The organism is Natronosporangium hydrolyticum (assembly GCF_016925615.1).
Taxonomy (GTDB): Bacteria; Actinomycetota; Actinomycetes; order Mycobacteriales; family Micromonosporaceae; genus Natronosporangium; species Natronosporangium hydrolyticum.
Map to the genome: position 1 here is coordinate 373,688 of NZ_CP070499.1, position 22,209 is coordinate 395,896.

General features: G+C 68.8%; 22 protein-coding genes, 1 tRNA gene and 1 riboswitch. Of the genes, 16 read left to right on the top strand and 7 right to left on the bottom strand.

Features of this window, described 5'->3' with window-relative positions:
- Position 1: 1 nt before the first annotated feature.
- Both JQS43_RS01810 and JQS43_RS01815 read right to left on the bottom strand, forming a co-directional pair.
- Complete coding sequence (locus JQS43_RS01810; protein ID WP_239677307.1) at positions 2 to 403, bottom strand: type II toxin-antitoxin system VapC family toxin; 402 nt, start codon at positions 401 to 403, stop codon at positions 2 to 4.
- Positions 400 to 684, bottom strand: a complete 285-nt coding sequence (locus tag JQS43_RS01815; RefSeq protein ID WP_239677308.1) for a type II toxin-antitoxin system Phd/YefM family antitoxin — start codon at positions 682 to 684, stop codon at positions 400 to 402. Before JQS43_RS01815 ends, JQS43_RS01810 begins: the two co-directional genes overlap by 4 nt.
- A gap of 276 nt (positions 685 to 960) precedes the next feature.
- Here JQS43_RS01815 and JQS43_RS01820 point away from each other — a divergent pair, with 276 nt between their 5' ends.
- Both JQS43_RS01820 and JQS43_RS01825 read left to right on the top strand, forming a co-directional pair.
- Complete coding sequence (locus tag JQS43_RS01820; RefSeq protein WP_239677309.1) at positions 961 to 2,202, top strand: ATP-binding protein; 1,242 nt, start codon at positions 961 to 963, stop codon at positions 2,200 to 2,202.
- 288 nt (positions 2,203 to 2,490) lie between these two features.
- Positions 2,491 to 3,015: a PIN domain-containing protein gene (locus JQS43_RS01825; RefSeq protein ID WP_275581074.1), complete on the top strand. Its 525-nt coding sequence runs from the start codon at positions 2,491 to 2,493 to the stop codon at positions 3,013 to 3,015.
- A 40-nt stretch (positions 3,016 to 3,055) separates the two neighbouring features.
- Here JQS43_RS01825 and JQS43_RS01830 read toward each other — a convergent pair.
- A tRNA-Lys gene (locus JQS43_RS01830) sits at positions 3,056 to 3,128 on the bottom strand.
- A 180-nt stretch (positions 3,129 to 3,308) separates the two neighbouring features.
- Here JQS43_RS01830 and JQS43_RS01835 point away from each other — a divergent pair.
- From JQS43_RS01835 to JQS43_RS01900, 14 genes are all read left to right on the top strand, one after another.
- On the top strand, positions 3,309 to 3,653 hold the full coding sequence (locus tag JQS43_RS01835) for a hypothetical protein (protein WP_239677311.1): 345 nt from the start codon (positions 3,309 to 3,311) through the stop codon (positions 3,651 to 3,653).
- A gap of 3 nt (positions 3,654 to 3,656) precedes the next feature.
- Positions 3,657 to 4,904, top strand: coding sequence for a DUF6395 domain-containing protein (locus tag JQS43_RS01840; protein ID WP_239677312.1), 1,248 nt, complete (start codon positions 3,657 to 3,659; stop codon positions 4,902 to 4,904).
- Between the two features lie 50 nt (positions 4,905 to 4,954).
- Positions 4,955 to 6,145, top strand: coding sequence for a PP2C family protein-serine/threonine phosphatase (locus JQS43_RS01845; RefSeq protein ID WP_239677313.1), 1,191 nt, complete (start codon positions 4,955 to 4,957; stop codon positions 6,143 to 6,145).
- A gap of 221 nt (positions 6,146 to 6,366) precedes the next feature.
- A complete protein-coding gene (gene pstS, locus JQS43_RS01850; RefSeq protein WP_239677314.1) occupies positions 6,367 to 7,455 on the top strand; it encodes a phosphate ABC transporter substrate-binding protein PstS in 1,089 nt (362 codons plus the stop codon).
- Complete coding sequence (gene pstC / locus JQS43_RS01855) at positions 7,452 to 8,441, top strand: phosphate ABC transporter permease subunit PstC (RefSeq protein ID WP_239677315.1); 990 nt, start codon at positions 7,452 to 7,454, stop codon at positions 8,439 to 8,441. The genes pstS (JQS43_RS01850) and pstC (JQS43_RS01855) overlap by 4 nt, the downstream gene beginning before the upstream one ends.
- On the top strand, positions 8,438 to 9,379 hold the full coding sequence (gene pstA, locus JQS43_RS01860; RefSeq protein WP_239677316.1) for a phosphate ABC transporter permease PstA: 942 nt from the start codon (positions 8,438 to 8,440) through the stop codon (positions 9,377 to 9,379). Before pstC (JQS43_RS01855) ends, pstA (JQS43_RS01860) begins: the two co-directional genes overlap by 4 nt.
- 2 nt (positions 9,380 to 9,381) lie before the next feature.
- Complete coding sequence (gene pstB, locus JQS43_RS01865) at positions 9,382 to 10,266, top strand: phosphate ABC transporter ATP-binding protein PstB (protein WP_239677317.1); 885 nt, start codon at positions 9,382 to 9,384, stop codon at positions 10,264 to 10,266.
- A 275-nt stretch (positions 10,267 to 10,541) separates the two neighbouring features.
- The gene (gene pstS, locus JQS43_RS01870; RefSeq protein WP_239677318.1) at positions 10,542 to 11,645 is read left to right on the top strand and encodes a phosphate ABC transporter substrate-binding protein PstS; all 1,104 of its coding nucleotides are present in this window, start codon (positions 10,542 to 10,544) and stop codon (positions 11,643 to 11,645) included.
- 135 nt (positions 11,646 to 11,780) lie between these two features.
- Positions 11,781 to 12,782, top strand: coding sequence for a phosphate ABC transporter permease subunit PstC (pstC, locus tag JQS43_RS01875; protein WP_239677319.1), 1,002 nt, complete (start codon positions 11,781 to 11,783; stop codon positions 12,780 to 12,782).
- The gene (gene pstA / locus JQS43_RS01880) at positions 12,779 to 13,714 is read left to right on the top strand and encodes a phosphate ABC transporter permease PstA (protein WP_239677320.1); all 936 of its coding nucleotides are present in this window, start codon (positions 12,779 to 12,781) and stop codon (positions 13,712 to 13,714) included. The genes pstC (JQS43_RS01875) and pstA (JQS43_RS01880) overlap by 4 nt, the downstream gene beginning before the upstream one ends.
- A 75-nt stretch (positions 13,715 to 13,789) precedes the next feature.
- Positions 13,790 to 14,668, top strand: a complete 879-nt coding sequence (gene pstB / locus JQS43_RS01885; RefSeq protein WP_239677321.1) for a phosphate ABC transporter ATP-binding protein PstB — start codon at positions 13,790 to 13,792, stop codon at positions 14,666 to 14,668.
- A gap of 3 nt (positions 14,669 to 14,671) precedes the next feature.
- Entirely contained in the window at positions 14,672 to 15,355 is a 684-nt protein-coding gene (phoU, locus tag JQS43_RS01890; protein WP_239677322.1) for a phosphate signaling complex protein PhoU, read from the top strand.
- A gap of 111 nt (positions 15,356 to 15,466) precedes the next feature.
- The gene (locus JQS43_RS01895; protein ID WP_239677323.1) at positions 15,467 to 16,735 is read left to right on the top strand and encodes a glycoside hydrolase family 27 protein; all 1,269 of its coding nucleotides are present in this window, start codon (positions 15,467 to 15,469) and stop codon (positions 16,733 to 16,735) included.
- A gap of 142 nt (positions 16,736 to 16,877) precedes the next feature.
- Positions 16,878 to 16,971, top strand: a riboswitch (ZMP/ZTP riboswitch).
- 23 nt (positions 16,972 to 16,994) lie between these two features.
- Complete coding sequence (locus JQS43_RS01900) at positions 16,995 to 18,446, top strand: glycine hydroxymethyltransferase (RefSeq protein WP_239677324.1); 1,452 nt, start codon at positions 16,995 to 16,997, stop codon at positions 18,444 to 18,446.
- A gap of 84 nt (positions 18,447 to 18,530) precedes the next feature.
- Here the strand turns inward: JQS43_RS01900 and JQS43_RS01905 are convergent, their stop codons facing one another.
- The 4 genes from JQS43_RS01905 to JQS43_RS01920 form a co-directional block, all read right to left on the bottom strand.
- Positions 18,531 to 19,076 carry a hypothetical protein gene (locus JQS43_RS01905; RefSeq protein ID WP_239677325.1) on the bottom strand — a complete coding sequence of 182 codons (546 nt, stop codon included), beginning with the start codon at positions 19,074 to 19,076 and terminating at the stop codon, positions 18,531 to 18,533.
- Entirely contained in the window at positions 19,073 to 20,221 is a 1,149-nt protein-coding gene (locus tag JQS43_RS01910; RefSeq protein ID WP_239677326.1) for a helix-turn-helix domain-containing protein, read from the bottom strand. The genes JQS43_RS01905 and JQS43_RS01910 overlap by 4 nt, the downstream gene beginning before the upstream one ends.
- Positions 20,222 to 20,326: 105 nt before the next feature.
- Positions 20,327 to 21,034 (bottom strand): NUDIX hydrolase, encoded by a 708-nt coding sequence (locus JQS43_RS01915; protein ID WP_239677327.1) that lies wholly within the window; start codon positions 21,032 to 21,034, stop codon positions 20,327 to 20,329.
- Complete coding sequence (locus JQS43_RS01920) at positions 21,024 to 22,208, bottom strand: thiolase family protein (RefSeq protein WP_239677328.1); 1,185 nt, start codon at positions 22,206 to 22,208, stop codon at positions 21,024 to 21,026. The genes JQS43_RS01915 and JQS43_RS01920 overlap by 11 nt, the downstream gene beginning before the upstream one ends.
- Between the last annotated feature and the right edge of the window lies 1 nt (position 22,209).

Here is a 22,209-nt window from a genome sequence, read left to right on the forward strand (position 1 = left end):
GTCAGCCGTGAGTGCTGGCTCCGGGGGCGGCCACTGGCATGCCGAGGGAGTGGGCGACCTCGTACATTCGTTTGTCGTAGGTGACCAACACGTCGAGCGCGTCTTCGAGGATCTGCGCGCTGGCTATGTGGACGGCGTCGAGCGTGCGGACGCCGGTGGGCAGGCGCGCGGCGGCGTCGCGGACCTCCTCGGTCACGAGGATCTCGGTCAACCCGGCGACCAGGTCGGCCATGGCGCTCGGGTAATTGCCAAGCTGATCGAGGGTGCGGACCGTCTCGACGAACCCGAGCGTGGATGTCCCCATCGGCATGGTCGGTTTCGCAGCCAGGAAGTCCCTGAGCTCGCGTGCGTGTGTGCGGCCAGCGATCAAGGTGATGATGGCCGAGGCGTCCAGGTAGATCAACGATCGTCCTCCGCGCGGCTGGCCAGCAGCGTCTCCAGCGGGTCAGTCTCTGGGGGCGTCTCATAGCGCGGAAGCGAGTCGAGGTCGTCGGTGGTGGTCGCCTTGAGCCGGAGCAGCCCCTTTGCGACCAGCGAGGCGTACCGGTCCAGCACGCCAGCGGCGGGCAGGAGCACGGCGATGACGCTGCCGTGCCGAGTTACCTGGATCGTCTCCCCGCGCTCGACCCGCGCGAACATCGCGCTCGGGTTATACGAGAACTCACGCACCGACACTGCACTCATGATCAGCCCCCTGTGCCTACAACGGTGCCATTGTACCTACGATTCGCTCGCCTGACCCCCTCCATGCCATGGAGGTGCGCTACCAGCTGCGCCACGGCCCCACGCGCCCGCTGCAGCTAGGCACCGCGCCATCGTGAACGTAGAAATGGACGACCTGACCCTGACACCGACACCGCCTTGTTGCCCTGGATCGCGACCTGATCCGTGCTAAATCGCGATCGCAAGGTGTGTTATCTTGTGGTTGACAGCTGTGCTAGATCCGGATCGGGGTCCTTGATGAGCGCCTACCTTGCTCGCTTTCTCGACTCGGAGCTTCGCGAGGTAATGGCTTCCCACCCCGCCGCTCTCGTCGTCGGCCCGCGCGCCTGCGGCAAGACGACCACGACCCGGCGTCACTCGGGCTCGGTCCTGCGCCTGGATGTCCCCGCGCAGGCTGCCGTGGTAGCGGCCGACCCCGACGCCGCACTTCGCGGACTTGACGAGCCCGTCCTGATCGATGAGTGGCAGCTGGTGCCGGAGGTTCTCGGCGCAGTCAAGCGGACCGTGGACGACGATCCCAGGCCAGGGCGATTCGTGCTGACCGGATCATCGCAAGCCGACCTCACGACGTCAGGATGGCCCGCGACCGGACGGATCGTCCGGCTGACGATGTTTCCACTCGTCGGCCGGGAACGCCACGGCGATCCGACCTCGGCATCTCTGGTCGACCGGATCCTGAGCGACGGTACGGACGTATTCGGCAATCCGACATCTAGCTGGGACCTGCACAACTACGTGGACGAAGCGCTCACGAGTGGCTGGCCCGAGGCGCTACGGGTGTCGGGCGATCGGGCACGCGACCGATGGCTGACCGGTTACGTCGATCATCTCGTTACCCGGGAAGCACCCTCGCTCGGCGTCATGCGCGACCCCGGCCGCATGCGGAAATATCTCCATGTGCTCGCCGCCAATACGGGTGGCGTTCCGACCCACAAGTTGCTCTACGACGCAGTCGGTATCGACCGCAGCACCGCTGTCAACTACGACAACCTGCTCGACAGCCTCATGATCACTCAACGAGTCCCGGCCTGGGCCGGCAACTTCATGGACCGTGCGGTACGTCTACCCAAGCGTTACCTCATCGACCCGGGATTACTCGCCCCGCTCCTGCGCGTCGATCACCGCCGAACTCTTCGCGACAGCGATCTCCTGGGCCGGATCCTTGACACGCTGGTTGCCGCGCAGTTCCGCGCCGAGTGCGCCATCAGCATTGTCGGCGCCGACATGTACCACCTACGCGACGCCAACGGCCGCCACGAAATCGACCTGCTCATCGAGGCACGCGACGGCCAGGTCATCGCGATTGAAATCAAAGCGACAGCCGCCCCTTCCCGGACGGACGCCCGCCATCTGGAATGGCTACGCGAACGGCTCGGCGCAAGGCTCGCCCTGGGACTTCTCGTCCACAGCGGACCACGAGTCTTCGGATTGAGCGAGCGGATCCTCGCCGTCCCGATCGCCAGCCTGTGGTCGAGTTGACGCGGGCATCACTCGTCGAACCATCCACCAGCGGAGAGCCGAGGACTCGCGGCCGACCAGCATGCCGGTCGTCGCCCAACTCGCGACCACCGGCGCTCAAGTGGGCCGAACTACCCAGAATCCGAACCACATCCTGACGGTGCGGGCTGCGCCGATCATGACCCACGCCAGCCGCCGGTAAGTCAAAGCGCTAGTCGAAAGAAACGAAATGCGCTACGCTGGCTGCGGATACAGGCGACTGAAGGCGGGGAACATGAGTACCAGCGCCGCGCGACCTGAGACCTAAGCCTGCAACGGGACTTTCTCCTCTCGTTGGCGATCGAGGGCCTGTATCGCCCAGTGTGGAGTGTCGTCATCCTCGACGAGCTTGAATACCATGAGGCCGCGAAGCTGATCAAGCGCGGCGAGACGGCGAATCAGGCTGCTGAGCGTGCCCAGCGTCTGACCACGCAGATGCGCACGGCGTTTAATGATGCCGAGGTTCACGGCTGGGAAGGGCTGGAGGGGACCTACGGCCTGCCCGATGAGGATGACGAACACGTCGTGGCAGCGGCAGTAGTCGCCGGTGCCGGCGCGATCATCACATTTAGTTTCCGCGACTTCCCACCGAGCAGGCTCCCCGCGATCGCCCCTGCGGAGTTCGCCGCCAGCACCGTCTCACTCGACCCGGTCCGGGCGCAGGCCGCGGTCGGAGCCATCGCCGCACGCTCAGGCCGGTGGGGGACTCGGCTGACAGAGGACGAGATAATCGACACCCTCGCAACCCGCTACGGCATGACCCAAGCGGTCGATGCCCTCCGGAGGGCATGTTGACGGTGGCGGGTCGCCTGGTGGTTCGAGCAAACTGAGAAAGTGGGCCGCCAGGGACTCGAACCCCGAACCTACCGGTTAAAAGCCGGCAGCTCTGCCTATTGAGCTAGCGGCCCAGCAGATGCCAGGCTACCGGGCGGATCCGGTCGGTGGGCATCAGCCCTCCCACCAGACGTTGCGCTGGGGAGTCGGCGGGACGGCGTAGGCGGCCAAGGGGGCGGCGATGCCGAGGCCTTTCCCCCGAGCTGGTGCCTGGTTCGGTGCTGGCGTGACCCACGGCAGGTTAGCCTCACGTTATGAGCTCTATAACAGGATTTGTCCGGCGGATCGGGCGTGGGGTTCGGCGCCGCGGGCAACTCCGCTGGCAGCTCCACCGGCAGCGGCGGATCGAATCGCTGGCTCGTCGCGGCTCTCCGGAGCTGGCGGCGTTGGTGGCGCGGGTGGTGGACGAGAAGCTGGCGGACCTGGCCGGCCAGCTCGCGGCCGCCGAAGAGCAGCTGCGGGCGGCGCGGCGCCGGGCCGATGACGCCCACCGGCTCGCGGTCGCCAGCTCCCGCGCGGCCGAGCAGCTGTCGCAGGCCGAGATCGAGCTGTGGCAGGCGATCGACCGGGTCGAGCTGCGCGCCGTACAGCACGGGTGACCGGTGCGGATCCGTTGGCAGCCGGCCGGCTCCGACTGGACGCTGCGGCTGCGTCTGGACCCGGACGAGTCGCTCGCCGGCACTGGTCAGGGGCGGGCGGCGATCCAGCTGGTCACCAATAGTTGCACGGTACGGCTGCCGGGGCCGATCGGCGAGCCGCATCCGGATCTGCTCGCCGCCGCCGCGCTGCTGGTGACCTGGCCGTGGGTGGGTCGGCAGTTCGTGGTCGACCGGCCGGTCTCGGCGGCGTTCGCGGCGGTGCTCGCCGACACCTTCACGATCGAGGTCCGGCCGGTCGACGATCGCCTGCCTACGCGTACTCCGGGTGACCGGGTGGGGGTCTCGTACAGCAGCGGGGTGGACTCGATCGCGCTCACCGAGCTGGTCGGCCCGGCGGCGCCGCTGATCCATTTTCAGCGGGTGTCGCACCCGCGGGTGCCGGACCGGGCCACGCATATCCGGTCCGATCAGCTGGCGCTGCTGGCCCGCCGGGCCGGCGAGCGCGGCCGGGAGGTCTGGGTTGTCGAGTCCGACCTGGAGTTCCTGTGCCTGCCGTGGCCGCAGTTTCCGACCTGGCCGGCGGTGGCGGTCGGCGCGGTGCTGCTCGCCGACGAGCTGCGGCTGGCCGCGCTCGGCTTCGGCAGCGTGCTGGAGTCGGTCTACCTGCGCGGTGGGCGGGCCTACCGGGGGCCGGGGGCGGGCCCGTGGGCGGCGGTGCTGTCGGCGGTGGGGTTGCCGTTGTGCCGTCCGACCGCCGGGCTGACCGAGGTGGGGACGTTGTTGCTGACCCGCGGCGGAGAGCTGGCGGGGTTGGCCCAGTCCTGTCTGCTCGGGATGGCTGGCCGCCCCTGCCAAGGATGCGTCAAGTGTGTCCGCAAGGAGCTGCTGACCGCCGCGTTGGAGCGGCGACCGGTAGCGCCCGAGATCCGCCGCCGGCTCACCCCGGGCGACCCGGCCGCCAAGGATTTCGAGGGTCCGCCACCGTTGCACATGCAGAACATCACCGAGTACGTGGTGGCCCGGGTGCCCGGGCTCGCCGGCACGGTGGTGGGCGCGCTCGCGACGCGGATGAGCGTCTCCGAGTCGGCCACCGCTTGGAACGAACGGTTCTATCCGCCGGCGCTCGCCGATGAGGTGCCGCAACGGTGGCGGGCTGAGTGCACCCGCCGGCTGCGGGGCCGGATCGAACCGATGGCGGCGCCGGAGATCCGTACGGTCGAGACCTTCGACGGGGCGCAGCGGCTCCGCTGAGGTCCGGCTTCAGCTCCGGTGGCGGCAGTGGCCGGCGTAGCATCGCGGGCATGGAGCCGACCGAGTCGGCGTGGCATCGCAGCGTCGCCGAGCTACTCCACCGGGGTCACCTGGTGGAGGTGAGCAGCCTGGTGGACTTCGTCAACGAGATCTGCGCGTCGCTGCACGTGGAGGTCACCGTCTACCTGGTCGATCGGGAGCAGGAGAGCCTGCGGGCGTTGCCCCAGGCGGGTCGGGCCCGGCCGGAGCCGCAGGGGATCGACGCCACCGTGGCGGGGCGGGCGTTCGCCCTGTTGCAACCGTTGTCGCCGCCGGGGCAGCCGGACCGGTTGTGGGTGCCGATGCTCGACGGCGCGGACCGGATCGGGGTGGTGGAGTTTCAGCTGCCGCCGGGGCGTTCCGGGGAGGACCTGGAAACCCGCGAGTACGCGGCGACGTTCACCTCTGCGATCTCGTACCTGGTGGTGGCGAAGGCGTCCTACGGGGACACGATCCGCCGGGCGCGGCGGTCGCGGCCGATGTCCACGGCAGGTGAGCTGCTCTGGCGGGCGCTGCCGCCGTTGACCTTCGCCACCCCGGGGTTGAGTCTGGCGGCCGCGTTGGAGCCGGCGTACGAGGTGGGCGGCGACGCGTTCGACTATGCGGTGGACCACGGGGTGTTGCGGACCGGGATCTTCGACGCGGTCGGCCATGGCCTGGACGCGGTGCTCACCAGCACGCTGACGCTCGGTGCGACAAGGGCGGCGCGGGCTGCTGGGCTGGATCTCCGGGCTCAGGCGCAGGCCGCCGACGAGGCGTTGACTAGTCAGTTCGAGGGGCCCCGCTACACCACCGCGATCCTGGCCGAGCTGGACAAGGAGACCGGCGTGGTGCGGTACCTGAACGCCGGTCACCCGCCGGCCGTGCTGGTGCGCCGTGGCCGGGCGGTGGCGGCGCTGGATGCGACGCGGCGGACTCCGCTGGGGGTGGCGGGTGAATCCAAGGTGTCCGAGCATGAGCTGCAACCGGGAGACCGGTTGCTCTGTTACACCGACGGGATCACCGAGGCCCGCGACGACGAGGGCGAGTTCTTCGGGTTTGAGCGGCTGTTGGACCTGGTCGAGCGGCATGGGGCGGCAGCGCTGCCGGCGCAGGAGACGTTGCGTCGGCTGATCCGGGCGGTGATGGATTACCAGCATCAGCAGCTGCAGGACGACGCCACCCTCATGATCGTCGAGTGGAATCCTGAGCCTACCGCATAGTTTGCCCGGTTTACCCAGAGTCATCCGGGAGCTGTCATGACGCATGGTTACGCCGTCACACCAGCGAGGGGTCGAGTTGTCACTCGGCCATGCCCGGGATGGTCGCTGTTCACCCTTCGTTCACCAGCTGCGCGGTCGCTGGCTACCTCCGGTCCCTAGCGTTCCGGCGGGTAGCGGGTTACCGCTTCCCGAATCCGTGGTGAACAGGAGGCTTGCCTGAGGTGACCCGCACCGCGCGTGCGCGCCACATGCTCCGGGTGGTCGTCGTCGGGGTACTCACGGCCGCGCTGATCTCCGCGTTGACCGCCTGCGCCCCCGGCCACGGCCGGTTGGAGGGGGCCGGCGCCACCTTCCCCACGCCGCTTTACCAGGACTGGATCCACAGCTACGCGGTCGGGGTCGACGACGACCTCACCATCGACTATCAGAGCATCGGCTCCGGCGGCGGGATTACCCAGTTCATGGAGGGCACGGTGCACTGGGGGACCTCCGAGCGGTACCTGCGCGACAGCGACCTCGACGAAGCCGAGCAGGCCCGGGGCTGCCCGGCGATCCAGGTGCCGATCACCTTTGGGGCGGTGGTGATCGCCTTCGCCGACGACCAGCTCGACGGGCTGGTGCTGGACGCGGCGGCGATCTCCGGGATCTTCCGGCGGACCATCACCAACTTCCAGGATGCGCAGATCCGGCAGCTGAACCCGGACCGGGAGCTGCCGGACCGGGAGATCATCCCGGTGCACCGCTCGGACGGATCCGGCACCACCTCGGTCTTCACCACCTGGCTCACCGACGAGGACCAGACGTGGGCCGACGACCTGGGCGCCGGCATCGAGGTCGCCTGGCCGGCCGGCACCGTCGGCGGGCCCGGCAACGAGGGGGTCACCGCCAACATCGCCCAGAACCCGGGCGGGATCGGGTACGTGAACCAGTCGTACGCCGAGGTGCTGGATCTGCCCCGGGCCACGGTGGTGAACGCGGACGGCAACCCCGCCTACCCAGACGAGGAGACGGTCACCGCCGGGTTGGCGGAGCTTTCGATCCCGGACGATTTCCAATTCGACATCCTGGGTATCGGCGGTGAGGGGTACCCGATCGTCGGGACCGTCTGGAACTTCTACTGGGAGTGCGGCTACGCCGGCGACACCGCCGCGGATCTGCGCGAATTCTGGCGTTGGGCGATCGAGCACGGCGATGAGGCGGTGGTCGAGCTGGGCTACGCGCCGCTGGATCCGGAGCTGAAACAGCGGGTGCTGGCCGCGATCGACCGGATCGGGGTGCGCGACGCGCCGACCGACGGAGGTGGCCAGTGACGCTCTCCCCACCTCCCGTGCGCGGCCAGCTGCGCGGCACTTCCCGGGGCCGGCTCGCCGACCCGTTCTTCAAGGCGCTGATGACCACCTCCGGCGTACTGGTGCTGGCGCTGCTCGCCTTCATGATCATCCGCACCACCGCCGACTCCTGGCCGATCTTCGCCAAGGAGGGGCTCGGGTTCTTCACCGGCACCGAGTGGCGCGCCGGGCAGACCCGGGACCTGCCGGAGATCCACGGCACCTACGGCGCCTGGCCGTTCATGTACGGCACCCTGGTCACCGCCGCGATCGCGCTGGCGATCGCGTTGCCGGTGGCGGTCGCGGTAGCGGTCTACATCACCCAGCTCTCGCCGCGCCGGCTGCGGGGCCCGCTGTCGTACGCGGTGGAGACGCTCGCCGCCGTCCCCTCCATCGTGTACGGGTTGTGGGGGTTGCTCTTCTTCCTGCCGGTGGTGATGCGGCCGCTGATGGAGCTGCTGAACCGCTGGTTCGGGGCGTTCTTCCTGTTCGAGGGGCCGGTCTTCGGGTTGAGCTACTTCGCCGCCGGGGTGGTGCTGGCGATCATGATCTTGCCGATCATGACCGCGATCATTCGGGAGGTCTTCGCCGCCGCCCCCGGCGCCGAGTTGCAGGCCGCCTACGGCCTCGGCGCCACTCAGTGGGAAGTGATCCGCAAGGTGCTGCTGCCGCGCAGCTACTCAGGCATCGTCGGCGGTGCCATGCTCGGGCTGGGCCGAGCGATCGGCGAAACAGTGGCGGTGGCGATGCTGGTCGGCGGCTCGCAGCGGATGGGCTACAGCCTCTTCTTCGCCGGGGACACCATGGCCGCCCACATCTTCAACACCTTCCAGGACGCCCTGCCGGAGACCGTGCTGGGGCTGATGGCGATCGGCGTCGCGCTCTTCGTGTTCACCTTCATCGTCAACGTGCTCGCCCGGCTGCTGGTGTGGCGGGCCGGTCGCAACCTGGGAGACGCCGCGGTATGAGTACCCCGACGCTGACCGCAGCCAGCCCGCCCGACCCGGCGGCGCCCACGGGCCGGCGCAGCCTGCGCCAGATCGACCCGCGTACCAAGCGGCGGGCGGCCACCAGCGCCGCGATGAAGGGCCTGCTCACGGCGGTGATGGCGGCGGCCTGCGTACCGTTGCTGTTGATCCTCTACGTGGTCGCCGAACGCGGCTGGCACGTGATCAACCTGCACTTTTTCACCCAGGACACGCTGCCGTTCCGGCTGGAGGGCGGCGGCTTCCGGCAGGGGTTCGTCGGCTCATTCCTGATCATGGCGTTGGCGATCCCGATGGCGGTCGGGTTCGGCATCGCCGCCGCCGTCTACCTGGTCGAGTACGGCAAGGGCAAGAAGCTCGCGGTGCTGGTGCGGTTCGTGACCGACGTGATGACCGGCGTGCCGTCGATCTTCGTGGGGCTGTTCGTCTACGCGGTGCTGGTGATCGGCACCGTCCGGATCGGTTTCGGCACCCTGCCCGCGGCCGTAGCGATCGCGATCGTGATGCTGCCGATCGTGGTCCGCTCCAGCGAAGAGATGCTCAAGCTCGTCCCCGACCATCTGCGCAGCGCCTCGCTCGGGCTGGGGGCGCGACGCTGGCAGACCACCACCAAGGTGGTGTTGCCGGCGGCGGCGCCCGGCCTCGCCACCGGCTCCATGCTGGCGATCGCCCGCGGCGCCGGCGAGACCGCGCCGCTGATCCTCACCGGGCTCGGCTCGTTCACCATGACCGTCTATCTCGTGGGGGAGCGGCAGGCGTCGCTGCCCCAGCTGATCCACCAGAACGCGGTGCAGCCGTTCCCGCCCGGCATCGACCGGGCGTGGGGCGGCGCGCTCTGCCTGGTCCTGATCACCCTGCTCTTCACCGTGGTGGCCCGCACCATCAGCGCGCGCTTCTCCGCTCGACGGGAAGGAATGTAGCCATGGCTGACCAGATCGTCGGTACCGAACGGCCCCGAGTGGCGACGCCACACCGGTTGGTGGTGCCCCGGGAAGAACCCGCCGGGGAGAGCCCCGCGGTCCGCGGCGAGACCGTTTTCGACCTGCGCGACGTGAACGTCTTCTACGGCGCCTTCAAGGCGGTCCGGGACGTCAGCTTCGAGGTCGCCGAGCACGAGATTACGGCGTTGATCGGGCCGTCGGGGTGTGGCAAGTCGACGTTGTTGCGGTCGTTGAACCGGATGAACGATCTGATTCCGGGGGCCCGGGTCGAGGGTACGGTGGCGTACCACGGCGAGAACATCTACGACGCGGAGATCGACCCGGTGGAGGTGCGGCGGCGGATCGGGATGGTGTTCCAGAAGCCGAACCCGTTCCCGAAGTCCATCTTCGACAATGTGGCGTTCGGTCCCCGGCTCAATGGCGTGCGCGGCAGCACCCTGGACGACGTGGTGGAGCAGGCGTTGCGCAACGCCGCGCTGTGGGACGAGGTCAAGGCGAAGCTGAAGCAGTCCGGGTTGAGCCTGTCGGGTGGGCAGCAGCAGCGGTTGTGTATCGCCCGGGCGATCGCGGTGGAGCCGGAGGTGGTGTTGATGGACGAGCCGTGTTCGGCGCTGGACCCGATCGCCACCGCCCGGATCGAGGATCTGATGCAGCAGATCAAAGACAAGTACACGATCGTGATCGTGACCCACAACATGCAGCAGGCGGCCCGGATCAGCGACCGGACGGCATTCTTCAGCACCGAGGTGAACCCGGAGTCGGACACCCGGACCGGGCTGCTGGTGGAGTTCGACGAGACCTCCCAGATCTTCTCGAACCCGAACGACGAGCGTACCGAGAACTACGTCACCGGCCGCTTCGGCTAACCCCCTGCTCCCCGCCGAGTTGATCATGGACCTAGGTACATGGTCCGAGCGGTTTCGTGCCCCAAACCCCATGATCAACTCAGGGGGTGGGCGGCGTTCATGTAAGCGTCATCCTGCAGTGGGCACCTCGCCACGCTCGCGCGGCCGCCTGTTCGGCCTTCGTTCATCTATGACGCGAGTGGCGGCTACCTCGGACTCGTAGCGTCCACCCCGACAGGCCGGTTGCGGCTGCGCGGGCCTGGGCACACCATCCTTTACGAGAGAGGCCTTCCGAGGTGAATCGCAACCTGTTCAAGCGGGCGATGGCGGGCGGGGCCGCCGCCGTGCTCGCAGTGTCACTGGCCGCCTGCGCCAGCGACGACGACGCGGGCGACCCCACCAGCCCCGGTTCCGGCGACAACGGCGGTAACGGGCTCTCCGGCGACATTGTGGGCGCCGGCGCCACCTTCCCGACGCCACTGTGGACCACCTTCATCGCCGAGTACGGAGATGTCGAGCCCGGGGTCCGGATCAACTATCAGAGCGTCGGCTCCGGGGCGGGCATCACCCAGTTCCTGGAGCAGACCGTCGACTTCGGCTCGTCCGAGCGGTACCTCGAGGATGAGGAGCTGGCCGACGCCGAGGCCGACCGCGGCTGCCCGGCCTTCCAGGTGCCGGTGGTCTACGGCTCGGTGGTGATCGCGTTCAATGACGAGTCGCTGGACGGGCTCACCCTGGACGCGGAGATCATCGCCCGGATCTACGACCGGCAGATCACCAACTACAACGACCCGGCCATCGCCGAGCTGAACCCCGACTTCGACCTGCCGGACCAGGAGATCATCCCGGTGCACCGGTCGGACGGCTCCGGGACCACCAATGTGTTCACTCTCTACCTCGAGGACGAGGTGGACTTCTGGGCCGACGAGTACGGCGCCGGCACCGAGGTCGACTGGGCCTCGGGCACCATCGGCGGCGAGGGCAACGAGGGGGTCTCCGCCGGGATCACCCAGAACGCGGGCGGGTTCGGGTACGTGAACCAGTCGTACGCGATCGAGCTGGGGCTGCCGCAGGCGCAGTTGATCAACGCCGACGGCAACGAGATCTACCCCACGCTGGAGGCGACCAGCGCCGGGCTGGACGGGCTGGAGATCCCGGATTCCTACCAGTTCTCGATCCTGGGCATCGGCGGCGAAGGCTACCCGATCACCGGCGCGGTCTGGAACTTCTTCTACGAGTGCGGGTACGACGACAACAAGGCCGAGCTGCTGCAGGAGTTCTGGAGCTGGGCGCTGCAGGACGGTAACGAGTACGCGACCGAGCTCGGCTACGCCCCGCTGGGCGACGCGGTCAGGGACCGGGTGCTGAGCGAGCTCGACCGGATCGGCCAGCAGGACTAGCCCACCGGCTCCCCGGAGGTTCTCGCCCGCCGATCATGAGCTGGTTAGCCGACCCGCTCGGCGAGTCTGCTGACTAGTTCATGATCGGCCGGCGGGGCCGGGGCACCGGTCGATCACGGCAAGGAGAGCAGAGAGTTGACACCCGCCCCGAACGGCATCCGCTCGCAACTGCGGGGCTCGGCCCGCAACCGGCTCGGCGACCCGATCTTCCGGTGGTTCGTGACCACCGCCGGGGTTCTGGTGTTGCTGATCCTGGGCGTGATGATCCTGCGCACCACGGCCGACGCCTGGCCGATCTTCCAGAAGGAAGGATTCTTCGGCTTCCTCTTCGGTGAGCAGTGGACCGCCGGTCATACCCGCAGCAACGATCCGGCCGAGATGGAAGGCACCTATGGTGCCTTGCCGTTCATCTACGGCACGCTGGTCACGTCGATCATCGCGCTGGTGCTGGCGCTGCCGCTGTCGATCGCGGTCGCGCTCTACATCACCCAGCTGGCGCCACGCCGCCTGCGCAACCCCCTCTCGTACTGGGTGGAGACGCTGGCTGCCATCCCGTCGATCGTGTACGGGCTGTGGGGGCTGCTCTGGTTCGTCCCGGTGATCCTGCGGCCGTATGTGCTGGAACCGATGCACGAATGGTTCGGCAACACCTTCCTCTTCGAAGGTCCGGTGGTCAGCGTCAACTACCTCTCGGCCGGTGTGGTGTTGGCGATCATGATTCTGCCGATCATGACCGCGATCATCCGGGAGGTCTTCGCCGCCGCCCCCACCGATGAGATGCACGCCGCCTACGGCCTCGGCGCCACTCGCTGGGAGGTGATCCGCAAGGTGCTGATCCCGCGCAGCTTCTCGGGGATCGTCGGCGGGTCGATGCTCGGGCTGGGCCGAGCGGTCGGCGAGACGATCGCGGTTGCGATGCTGATCGGCGGCTCCCAGCGGATGGGCGCCAGCCTGCTCTTCGGCGGCGACTCGATGGCGGCCCACATCGCCACCACCTTCGCCGACGCCTGGCCCGAGACCGTACTCGGCCTGATGGCGATCGGGGTCGCGCTCTTTGTCTTCACCCTCACCATCAACGTGCTGGCCCGCCTGCTCGTCTGGCGGCTCGGCCGGATCACAGGAGACGCTGCCGTATGACCGATCTGTTGACCCCGCCGAGCGCGCCGGCGCCGGCCGAGCAGCGGCCGAGTCTGCGCCATATCAGCCCCCGTACTCGCAACCGGAAACTGGTCAACTCCGTCGTCAACGTGCTGTTGACGATTGCCATCGTCATCGCCTGTATCCCGCTGCTGCTGATCCTCTATGTGGTCCTGCAGCGAGGGGTCGGCGCGATCGCGATCGAGTTCTTTACCAGCGACCAGGGGCCGTTCCAGCGGGAGGGCGGCGGCTTCCGCCACGGGTTCTTCGGCACCTTCTACATCATGGTGATCGCGATCCCGCTCGCAGTGATTATGGGCGTCGCGACCTCGGTCTATCTGGTGGAGTACGGCAAGGGCGGGAAGCTGGCCAGCGCGGTTCGGTTCGTCACCGACGTGATGACCGGCGTGCCGAGCATCTTCGTCGGTCTGGTCGTCTACGCGACCCTGATCCGGGGCACCGGTCTGGGGCTCGGATTCGGCACCTTCGTCGCCGGAATTGCGATCGCGCTGATCATGCTGCCGATCGTGGTGCGTTCCTGCGAGGAGATGCTGAAGCTGGTGCCGGACAGCGTTCGTAACGCCTCGGCCGGGCTGGGCGCCCGGAAGTGGCAGACCACCACCCGGGTGGTGCTACCGGCGGCTGCACCGGGCCTGGCCACCGGGTCGATGCTGGCGGTGGCGCGCGGGGCCGGCGAGACCGCGCCGCTGCTGTTGACCGCGCTCGGTTCGCTCTACATGGTGACCGCTTTCCAGGGTGAGGCACAGACCTCGTTGCCGCAGCTGATCTACCAGCACGCCCGGCAGCCATTCCCACCCGGGCTGGAGAAGGCGTGGGGCGGGGCGCTGTGCCTGGTCGCGATCACACTGATCTTTACCGTGATCGCCCGCACGGTGGGCGCCCGGTTCGCCGCCCGCCGGGAAGGAATGTGACCGATGAGCGACGACCTGTCAGTGGAGCGTTCGGACCAGTCGGCCGAGGCCGCAGAGACATCGAAGGAGCGAGCAATGGCTGACGCCAGCGTAGCCGAGACCACGAGCACGAACCCGTTGCATCTGCACGACATCGTCCGCGACGCCGACCAGGATCCGCCTGCGCACCAGCGTGAGCTGGTCTTCGACCTGCACGGTGTGAACGTCTTCTACGGCGCCTTCAAGGCGGTCCGGGACGTCAGCTTCGATGTGGCCAAGCACGAGATTACGGCGTTGATCGGGCCGTCGGGGTGTGGCAAGTCGACGTTGTTGCGGTCGTTGAACCGGATGAACGATCTGATTCCAGGGGCCCGGGTCGAGGGTACGGTGGCGTACCACGGCGAGAACATCTACGACGCGGAGATCGATCCGGTGGAGGTGCGGCGGCGGATCGGGATGGTGTTCCAGAAGCCGAACCCGTTCCCGAAGTCCATCTTCGACAATGTGGCGTTCGGTCCCCGGCTCAACGGGGTACGCGGGTCGGCGCTGGAGGGCATCGTCGAGCAGGCACTCAAGGGTGCGGCGCTGTGGGACGAGGTGAAGGGCAAGCTTAAAGAGTCCGGGTTGAGCCTGTCGGGTGGGCAGCAGCAGCGGCTGTGTATCGCCCGGGCGATCGCGGTGGAGCCGGAGGTGGTGTTGATGGACGAGCCGTGTTCGGCGCTGGACCCGATCGCCACCGCCCGGATCGAGGATCTGATGCAGCAGATCAAAGACAAGTACACGATCGTGATCGTGACCCACAACATGCAGCAGGCGGCCCGGATCAGTGACCGGACGGCATTCTTCGTCACCGAGGTGAACCCGGAGTCGGACACCCGGACCGGGCTGCTGGTCGAGTACGACGAGACCTCGAAGATCTTCTCCAACCCGAGTGACGAGCGCACCGAGAACTACGTCACCGGCCGGTTCGGATAGGGCATGGCGCCGGTGGGGATCGCCAATCCGTCCCGGCACTTCCACGGCGAGCTGGAGCAGCTACGGCTGCAGGTGGAGCTGATGGGGCTGCGGGTGGACGAGAACCTGGCCCGGATGGGGCAGGTGCTGCGTACCGGGGATGTCTCGCTGATCGCGCCGGCGCTGGTGGCCGACGACGAGATCGACGCCATGAACGTGTCGCTCACCGAGCGCTGCTACCAGTTGTTGACGCTGGAGTCGCCGGTCGCCACCGATCTGCGATTCATCGTCTCGGTGCTGCGGATTACCGGGGAGCTGGAGCGGGTGGGGGACCTGAGCCTGCGGGTCACCAAGCTCGCCGAGGAGGTGCCGCTGCTGCGCTCGGCGGGCAGCATCTGGGAGTCACTGCTGAATCTGGTGGCCGGCGCGGTGGAGCAGTACCGTACCGCGCTGGCCGCCTGGTCGGCGCAGGATCTGGCGGGAGCGACTGCGCTCGCCACCCGGCAGCACACGCTGGAGCACCATTACGAGCAGCTGGTGCATGATCTGCGTCAGTACGACGGGCCGGAGGCGGCCCGGCTGGCGATGGGGATCATGGCGGCGGGACGGGCGGCGGACCGGATCGCCGACCACGCCGCGATCATCGGTGCCAGACTGCGGTACCTCATCACCGGCGAACCCCGCCACCTCGCCGCCGAAGTCCGCTAACCCCCACCCCTCCGGGTTGATCATGGACTTAGGTTCATGATGGGGCACGAAATCGGTCCCAAACCCCATGATCAACCCCAGTGGGGGGCGGGCGGCGGTACACTGCGGACCATGGACAGATCTCCCCCGTTGGCGTCGACGCCGCCGATGGGGTGGAACAGTTGGGATTGCTTCGGCACCTCGGTCACTGAGGATGAGGTACGCGGTAACGCATTGGTGATGGCCGATCGACTCGCCGATGTCGGATGGGAATATGTCGTCGTCGACATCCAGTGGTATGAGCCGTCCGCGCGCGCCGGTGGCTACCGCCCCCACGCCGACCTGGTGCTGGACGAGGTCGGCCGGCCGCTGCCCGCGCCGAACCGTTTCCCGTCGGCCGCCGGCGGTCTGGGTTTCCGCCCGCTCGCCGACTACGTCCACAGCCTCGGGCTCAAGTTCGGGGTGCATGTGCTGCGCGGCATCCCCCGGCCCGCGGTGGAGGCGCGGGTTCCGGTGTTGGGCACCGAGGTCACCGCCGCCGAGGTCGCCGACCGGCGCGCCACCAGCACCTGGATCACCGACAACTTCGGGCTCGACCACCGGCACCCGGGTGCCCAGGCCTACTACGACTCGCTGCTTGCGCTCTTCGCCGAGTGGGGGGTCGACTACGTCAAGGCGGACGACATGATCGCGCCGTACTGGGCGGCCGACGTCGAGGCGTTCGCCCTCGCCATCGAGCGCTGTGGCCGGCCGATGGTGCTCAGCCTCTCGCCGGGCACGGATCTGCCGGTCGGCCGGGCCGAGCATCTGGCCAAACATGCCCAGCTGTGGCGGATCTCCGGCGACCTCTGGGACCGCTGGGAAGATGTCGCCGCCCAGTTCGACCGGCTCGCCGCCTGGGCGCCGTACGCCGGGCCGGAGGCGTGGCCGGACGCCGACATGTTGCCGCTGGGCCGGATCGGGATCCGGGCCGAAGTGGGCGAGGCGCGCGAGACCCGGCTGACGGTGCCGGAGCAGGTCACCATGCTCAGCCTCTGGTCGATCGCGCGCTCGCCGTTGATGCTCGGCTGCGACCTGACCAGCACCGACCCGTCGACGTTGACGCTGCTGACCAACCCGGAGGTGGTGACGGTGCTGCGCGAGGGCAGCGGCGCCCGGGAGGTTTACCGGGCGGGCAGCACGATCGCCTGGACCGCCACCGCGCCCCGGGGGCATTATCTGGCGGTGTTCCACACCGGCCCGGCGGCAGCGGAGGTGTGCATCCCCTGGGCGGAGCTGGGGATCTCCCGGCCGGCAAGGCTGCGGGACCTGTGGCAGCGGCGGGATCTGCCGGTGGCTGACCCGCTGCGGCTCACGCTGGACCGGCACGGCGCCGCGCTGCTGCGTTGCGAGCCAAGCTGACCTGGGCTGACCCTGGGCCGACCAGGGGCTGACCCTGGGCCGACCAGGGGCTGACCTGGGTTTGGGCGGGGGCGGGCGTGGTCGGCGGTGGGCCGCTCCGGTTGGCGCCACTGCCCCGCCATCGGCCACGCTGCTAAGGTCGGGACAGGGCCGTGACTGGCGTGAGCGGATGGGGTCAACCATCAGGAAGCGGCCCTGGTCGTTGTGACCTCGTGCCGCGCGCCTGGGCCTTGACCGTATTGGCAAGGAGAGGGGCAACGTGACCGATTCCGCCAACCCTGAGTCCACCGCCTTCACGAGCGCGCTCGACGTGGTGGCGACCGTAGAGCCCCGGATCGCCGACGCGATCCGGCAGGAGCTGACCGACCAGCGGGAGTCACTGAAGCTGATCGCCAGCGAGAACTACGCCTCGCCGGCGGTGCTGGCGGCGATGGGCAACTGGCTGTCCGACAAGTACGCCGAGGGCACCGTCGGTCGCCGGTTCTACGCCGGCTGCCGCAACGTCGACACCGTCGAGTCGATCGCCGCCGAGCATGCCCGGGAGTTGTTCGGGGCGCCGCACGCGTACGTGCAGCCACACTCCGGGATCGACGCGAACCTGGTGGCGTTCTGGGCGATTCTGGCGCACCGGGTGGAGGCGCCGGCGCTGGCGAAGGCGCAGGCGAAGCACGTCAATGACCTGTCTGAGGCCGATTGGGAGCAGCTTCGCCAGGAGTTGGGCAACCAGCGCGCGCTCGGGATGTCGCTGGACGCCGGTGGCCACTTGACGCACGGTTTCCGCCCCAACATCTCCGGCAAGATGTTCGAGCAGCGCAGCTACGGCGTCGATCCGGCGACCGGGCTGGTCGACTACGCGGCGCTGCGGGAGTTGGCCCGCGAGTTCCGGCCGTTGGTGATCGTCGCCGGCTACTCCGCGTACCCCCGTTTGATCAACTTTGCCACGATGCGCGACATTGCCGACGAGGTCGGCGCGACGCTGATGGTGGATATGGCTCACTTTGCCGGTCTGGTGGCGGGCAAGGTGCTGACCGGCGATTACGACCCGGTGCCGCACGCCCAGATCGTCACCACCACCACCCACAAGTCGCTGCGCGGCCCGCGCGGCGGGCTGGTGTTGTGCCAGGAAGAGCTGGCCAGTGAGGTCGATCGGGGTTGCCCGATGGTGCTGGGCGGCCCGCTGTCGCACGTGATGGCCGCGAAGGCGGTGGCGTTGGCGGAGGCGCGCCAGCCCGGCTTCCAGCAGTACGCCCGGCAGATCGTCGACAACTCCCGGGCGCTCGCCGACGGGCTGCAGCGGCGGGGCGCGACTATCGTCACCGGGGGCACCGACAACCATCTGGTGCTGTTGGACGTCGGCGGCTACGGGGTCACCGGGCGGCAGGCGGAGAATGCGCTGCTCGACTCGGGCGTGGTCACCAACCGCAACTCGATCCCGAAGGATCCGAACGGTGCCTGGTACACCTCCGGCATCCGGCTGGGGACCCCGGCGCTGACCAGCCGCGGCCTCGGGGTGGCGGAGATGGACGAGGTGGCGGATCTGATCCACACCGTGCTGAGCCAGACCAGCCCGGCCGCCACCGCCGACGGCGGGGCGTCGAAGGCGAAGCACCGGCTGGACGACGCGGTCGCCAGCAAGGTCGCCGCCCGGGCCGCCGAGCTGATGGCGGCGCACCCGCTCTATCCGCAGGTGGACTTGTCGGCCAGCGCCTGACTTTGGCGCTGCCGGGATGAGCCGCAGTCACGTCTGCCCGGATGCGACCCGCATCCGGGCAGACGTCACTGCGCGCCAGCCGACTTACGGATCAGGTGGGCAGATGTGCCAGTGGTTGTCCGGCACCGCCACGCCACGACCGGCTTGGGCCATCTTGGTCAGTAGCTCGAACGCCTCCGGGCAGGACAGTAGTTGCCTTTCGTAGCAGGTCCGCAGTATCTCCGGTGTATCTATGACCTGAAGCCCTCGCCGCAAGGCCATGTCGTACGCCGCCCGATCGTCGGTGGCGATCGAGGCGCTGACTTCCACGTGTTGTACATGATGGAGCATCTGAGCCTCGCCCAGGTGCTCGAAAGGCCGCGTCGGCGCCCCGCCGAGCGCCCGACGGACCCGGTCGATCTGCTGAAGAGTGTCGTTGTCGTCGCTGTCGATGGGGTCTCCGAGCCAGGTCACGCCCTGTAACAGTCGCAGGTGAGGTCGTTGGGCGGCGCCTCGCCGGATCTCCCACTCAACGGCGGTGGTCCAGCCGCACCGGCCCGAGTAGCACACTTCGAGGAGGTCCAACCGCGCGACGACCGCGAAGTTTTCTAGAGTGCAGGTGTCGAACAAGACGCGACCTGAAGTGGTCACAACTCGTAACCGTGGTGCTGCGTGTCAGCGGCGGGCGCGCCGGGGAATCGTGGCGGGCTCAACTCGCCCAGCAGCAATTCGACGTCCGTGTCCAGGACTTGAGCTACCACCCGAATGCCGATCTCTCCGGCGTGATAGGCGGCCATTACCCGTTTCAACAGCCCACCCGGTGCTCGCCGGTCGTTGCGGGCCTGAAGGTCGTCAACCCGACCCGGGCGTAACGTCACCTGCGAATACATAGATCGGACGCGGTCCCGGCCGGCGGCGTCGACGATGTTGAGGTTGTGGAGGCGGAACGCGAACGCGTCGAGGCTGACTCGGAACCGCCCGAGAAGGTCGCTGACCACGGCCGCTGTGATAGCTCGGCCGGTGATTGCCTGCTCGATCGCTTCCGCCGGCATCAGAAAGGCTGCGGCGAAAGCGTTCGCGCGCCTCTCTTCTGGGGTCCGCTCGCCGAACACGTTCTCATCGAGCGTGAAGGTGGCGCCGTCACCGCAGGCGAGGTGGCAGATCTCGTGCGCGATGGTGAAGCGTTGCCGGGTGGCGGCCACTCCGGTCGAGACCAGGGCCAGACGAAGCCGTCCGTCACTGAGCGCAAGACCATCGAGGCCGACGGGCAAGGCCGTCATGCAGACATCGATACCGAATGCCCGTTCCGCCCAGGCAGCGAGCTGATCTGCCCCCTGCGGCAGGTCGGCTGCGCCCACGGCCGCCTGCTGGCGCATGGTCGCCGCGAGCCTCTCCCCCTGCCGGACAGGGTCACCCGTGGCCGGCGGTACCTCCAGCCGGAGCGGCGAGGTCTCGGGATAGCCCAGCTCGTTGAGCAGCCGGTCCACCTCGCGGAGTTGCTCCGCCCAAGCCATCGCCTTCTCCACCGCCGGACTCGCCACAACCTGGAGCCGGGCCGCGAAGGCAGGCGGAGAGACGGCCATGTCGTCGTCGGCCAACAGCGCGTCGGTCGATTGGCCTAGCGCTTCAGCGATCAGTGCCACTTCGAGCGACTTCAACCCTCGGCGTCCCATGAGCGCTTTGTTCAAGGCTGTCGGATCCATCTCTGCGGCGTTGGCCAACTCAACCTGGGTCAGGCCTGCCGCTCGCATTGCTTCCCGAATGCGAGCGCTCAACCTCTCAGTACTGAGTGCCATAGGGTTACCCTAGCAGCGAGATTGCTAAAATCGCAATAAGCGCCAGGGTGCCATTGCTGCCGGCGACGGTCACCTCGTCTTGCCAGATGGGATACCTTCCGTGGCTCAGAGGACGAGTCGAGGGCTACCGTCTGCGTCATGCTCCACTCGGGGCAGGATCGCGGTGGCGGCGTCCCGGTCGGCGGCGCCGGCGAGCACCGCCTCCACCGAGCCGTAGGCGGCGAGCTCGCCGAGGGTGACCGCGGTCGGCGGCAGCATCAGGATTTCGCCCGTGTCGGCCCGGGCCACCGCATCGGCCGGCCGGACCCACTCGGTGTGGTCCGCCTCGCCGGAGACGTCGGCGGGCGCGACCCCGGCGGGCAGCGGAGTCACGAAGAAGTAGGTGTCGTAGCGGCGGGGCTCGAACTCCGGGGTGATCCACCGGGTCCACGGGAGTAGTTCGTCCGGGTCGACCGTCACCCCGGTTTCTTCGGCGACCTCCCGGACCGCCGCCCGGACCACCGCCGCCGCTTCCGGCTCGGGTCGACCCAGCCGGCCTGCCCAGGGGCCGGCCAGCGGCGGACCGTCCGCGTCCGCCGGGTCGACCGAGCCGCCGGGAAACGCGTACATGCCGGAGGCGAACGCCATGCTGGTGGTCCGGCGCAGCATGTAGACCTGCAGACCCGGGGAGGCCGGTCGCAGCAGCAGCACGGTGGCGGCGAGCCGGGGCTCGGCCGGCGCCGCTCCGGACGCGGTGAACTGGGCAGCCTGCGCCGCTAGCCGGGTGAGCAGGTCAGGTGGGGTGGCCGGGCCGGCGGTCCGGTCAGTCGACATGCAGCACCACCGCGATGCCCTGGCCGACGCCGATGCAGGCGGCGGCGACCCCGTAGCCGCCGCCGCGGCGTCGCAGCTCCCGGCAGGTGTCGACGATGACCCGGGGCGCCGAGGCGCCCAACGGGTGGCCGATCGCGAGCGCGCCGCCGTTCGGGTTGACCCGTTCGTGGTCGATCGGGGCGCCGACCGCGTCGGGTAGTTCGTGCAGGCAGGAAAGGACCATCGCGGCGAACGCCTCGTTGATCTCCCAGACGTCGATGTCGGCGGGGCGCAGGTCGGCGCGGGCGAGGGCGCGGGCGATGGCCGGGACCGGGGCGACCGAGAACCGCTGTGGCTCCACCGCCACCACCGCGCTGGTGACCACTCGACCCAGCGGCGCCACCCCGAGCTCGGAGGCGAGTTCGATCGGCCCCACCAGGGTCGCGATCGAGCCGTCGTTGAGCGGCGACGAGTTGCCGGCGGTGACCGCGCCGTCGCGGCTGAACGCGGGCTTCAGCCCGGCGAGCGCCTCGATCGAGGTCCCTGGGCGGATCGATTCGTCCCGGGTGACCTCGCCGACCGGCAGCGCGTAGCCGTCGTGGAGGCCTTTCTCCCAGGCCTGGGCCGCCCGTTCGTGGGAGCGCAGCGCCCATTCGTCCTGTGCGCTCCGGCCGATGCCGTATTCGGCGGCGACCGCCTCCGCGCACGCCCCCAGCGAGGCGGTCCACTGTGCTGGGAATTTGGGGTTGACCATCCGCCAGCCCAGCTGGGTGGGCAGCAGCTCCAGCGAGGTGGGGAAGGCGGTGTCCGGGCGGGCCATGACGAACGGCGCCCGGCTCATGCTCTCCATCCCGCCGGCGACCACCACGTCGGCGTCGCCGGCGCGGACCGCCCGGGTGGCCTGGATGATCGCCTCGGCGCCGGAGCCGCAGAGCCGGTTGACGGTCACGCCGGGGACGGTGGTGGGTAGGTCGGCGAGCAGCACCGCCATCCGGGCGACGTTGCGGTTGTCTTCGCCGGCGCCGTTGCTGTCGCCGAGGATGACGTCGTCGATCTCGGCCGGGTCGAGGCTCGGGTGGCGGTCGAGCAGCGCCCGCAGCGGCAACGCGGCGAGGTCGTCCGCGCGCACCTGCGACAGACCCCCTTTGTGCTTGCCGAAGGGGGTACGGACCGCATCGATGAGGTAGGCGTCCACT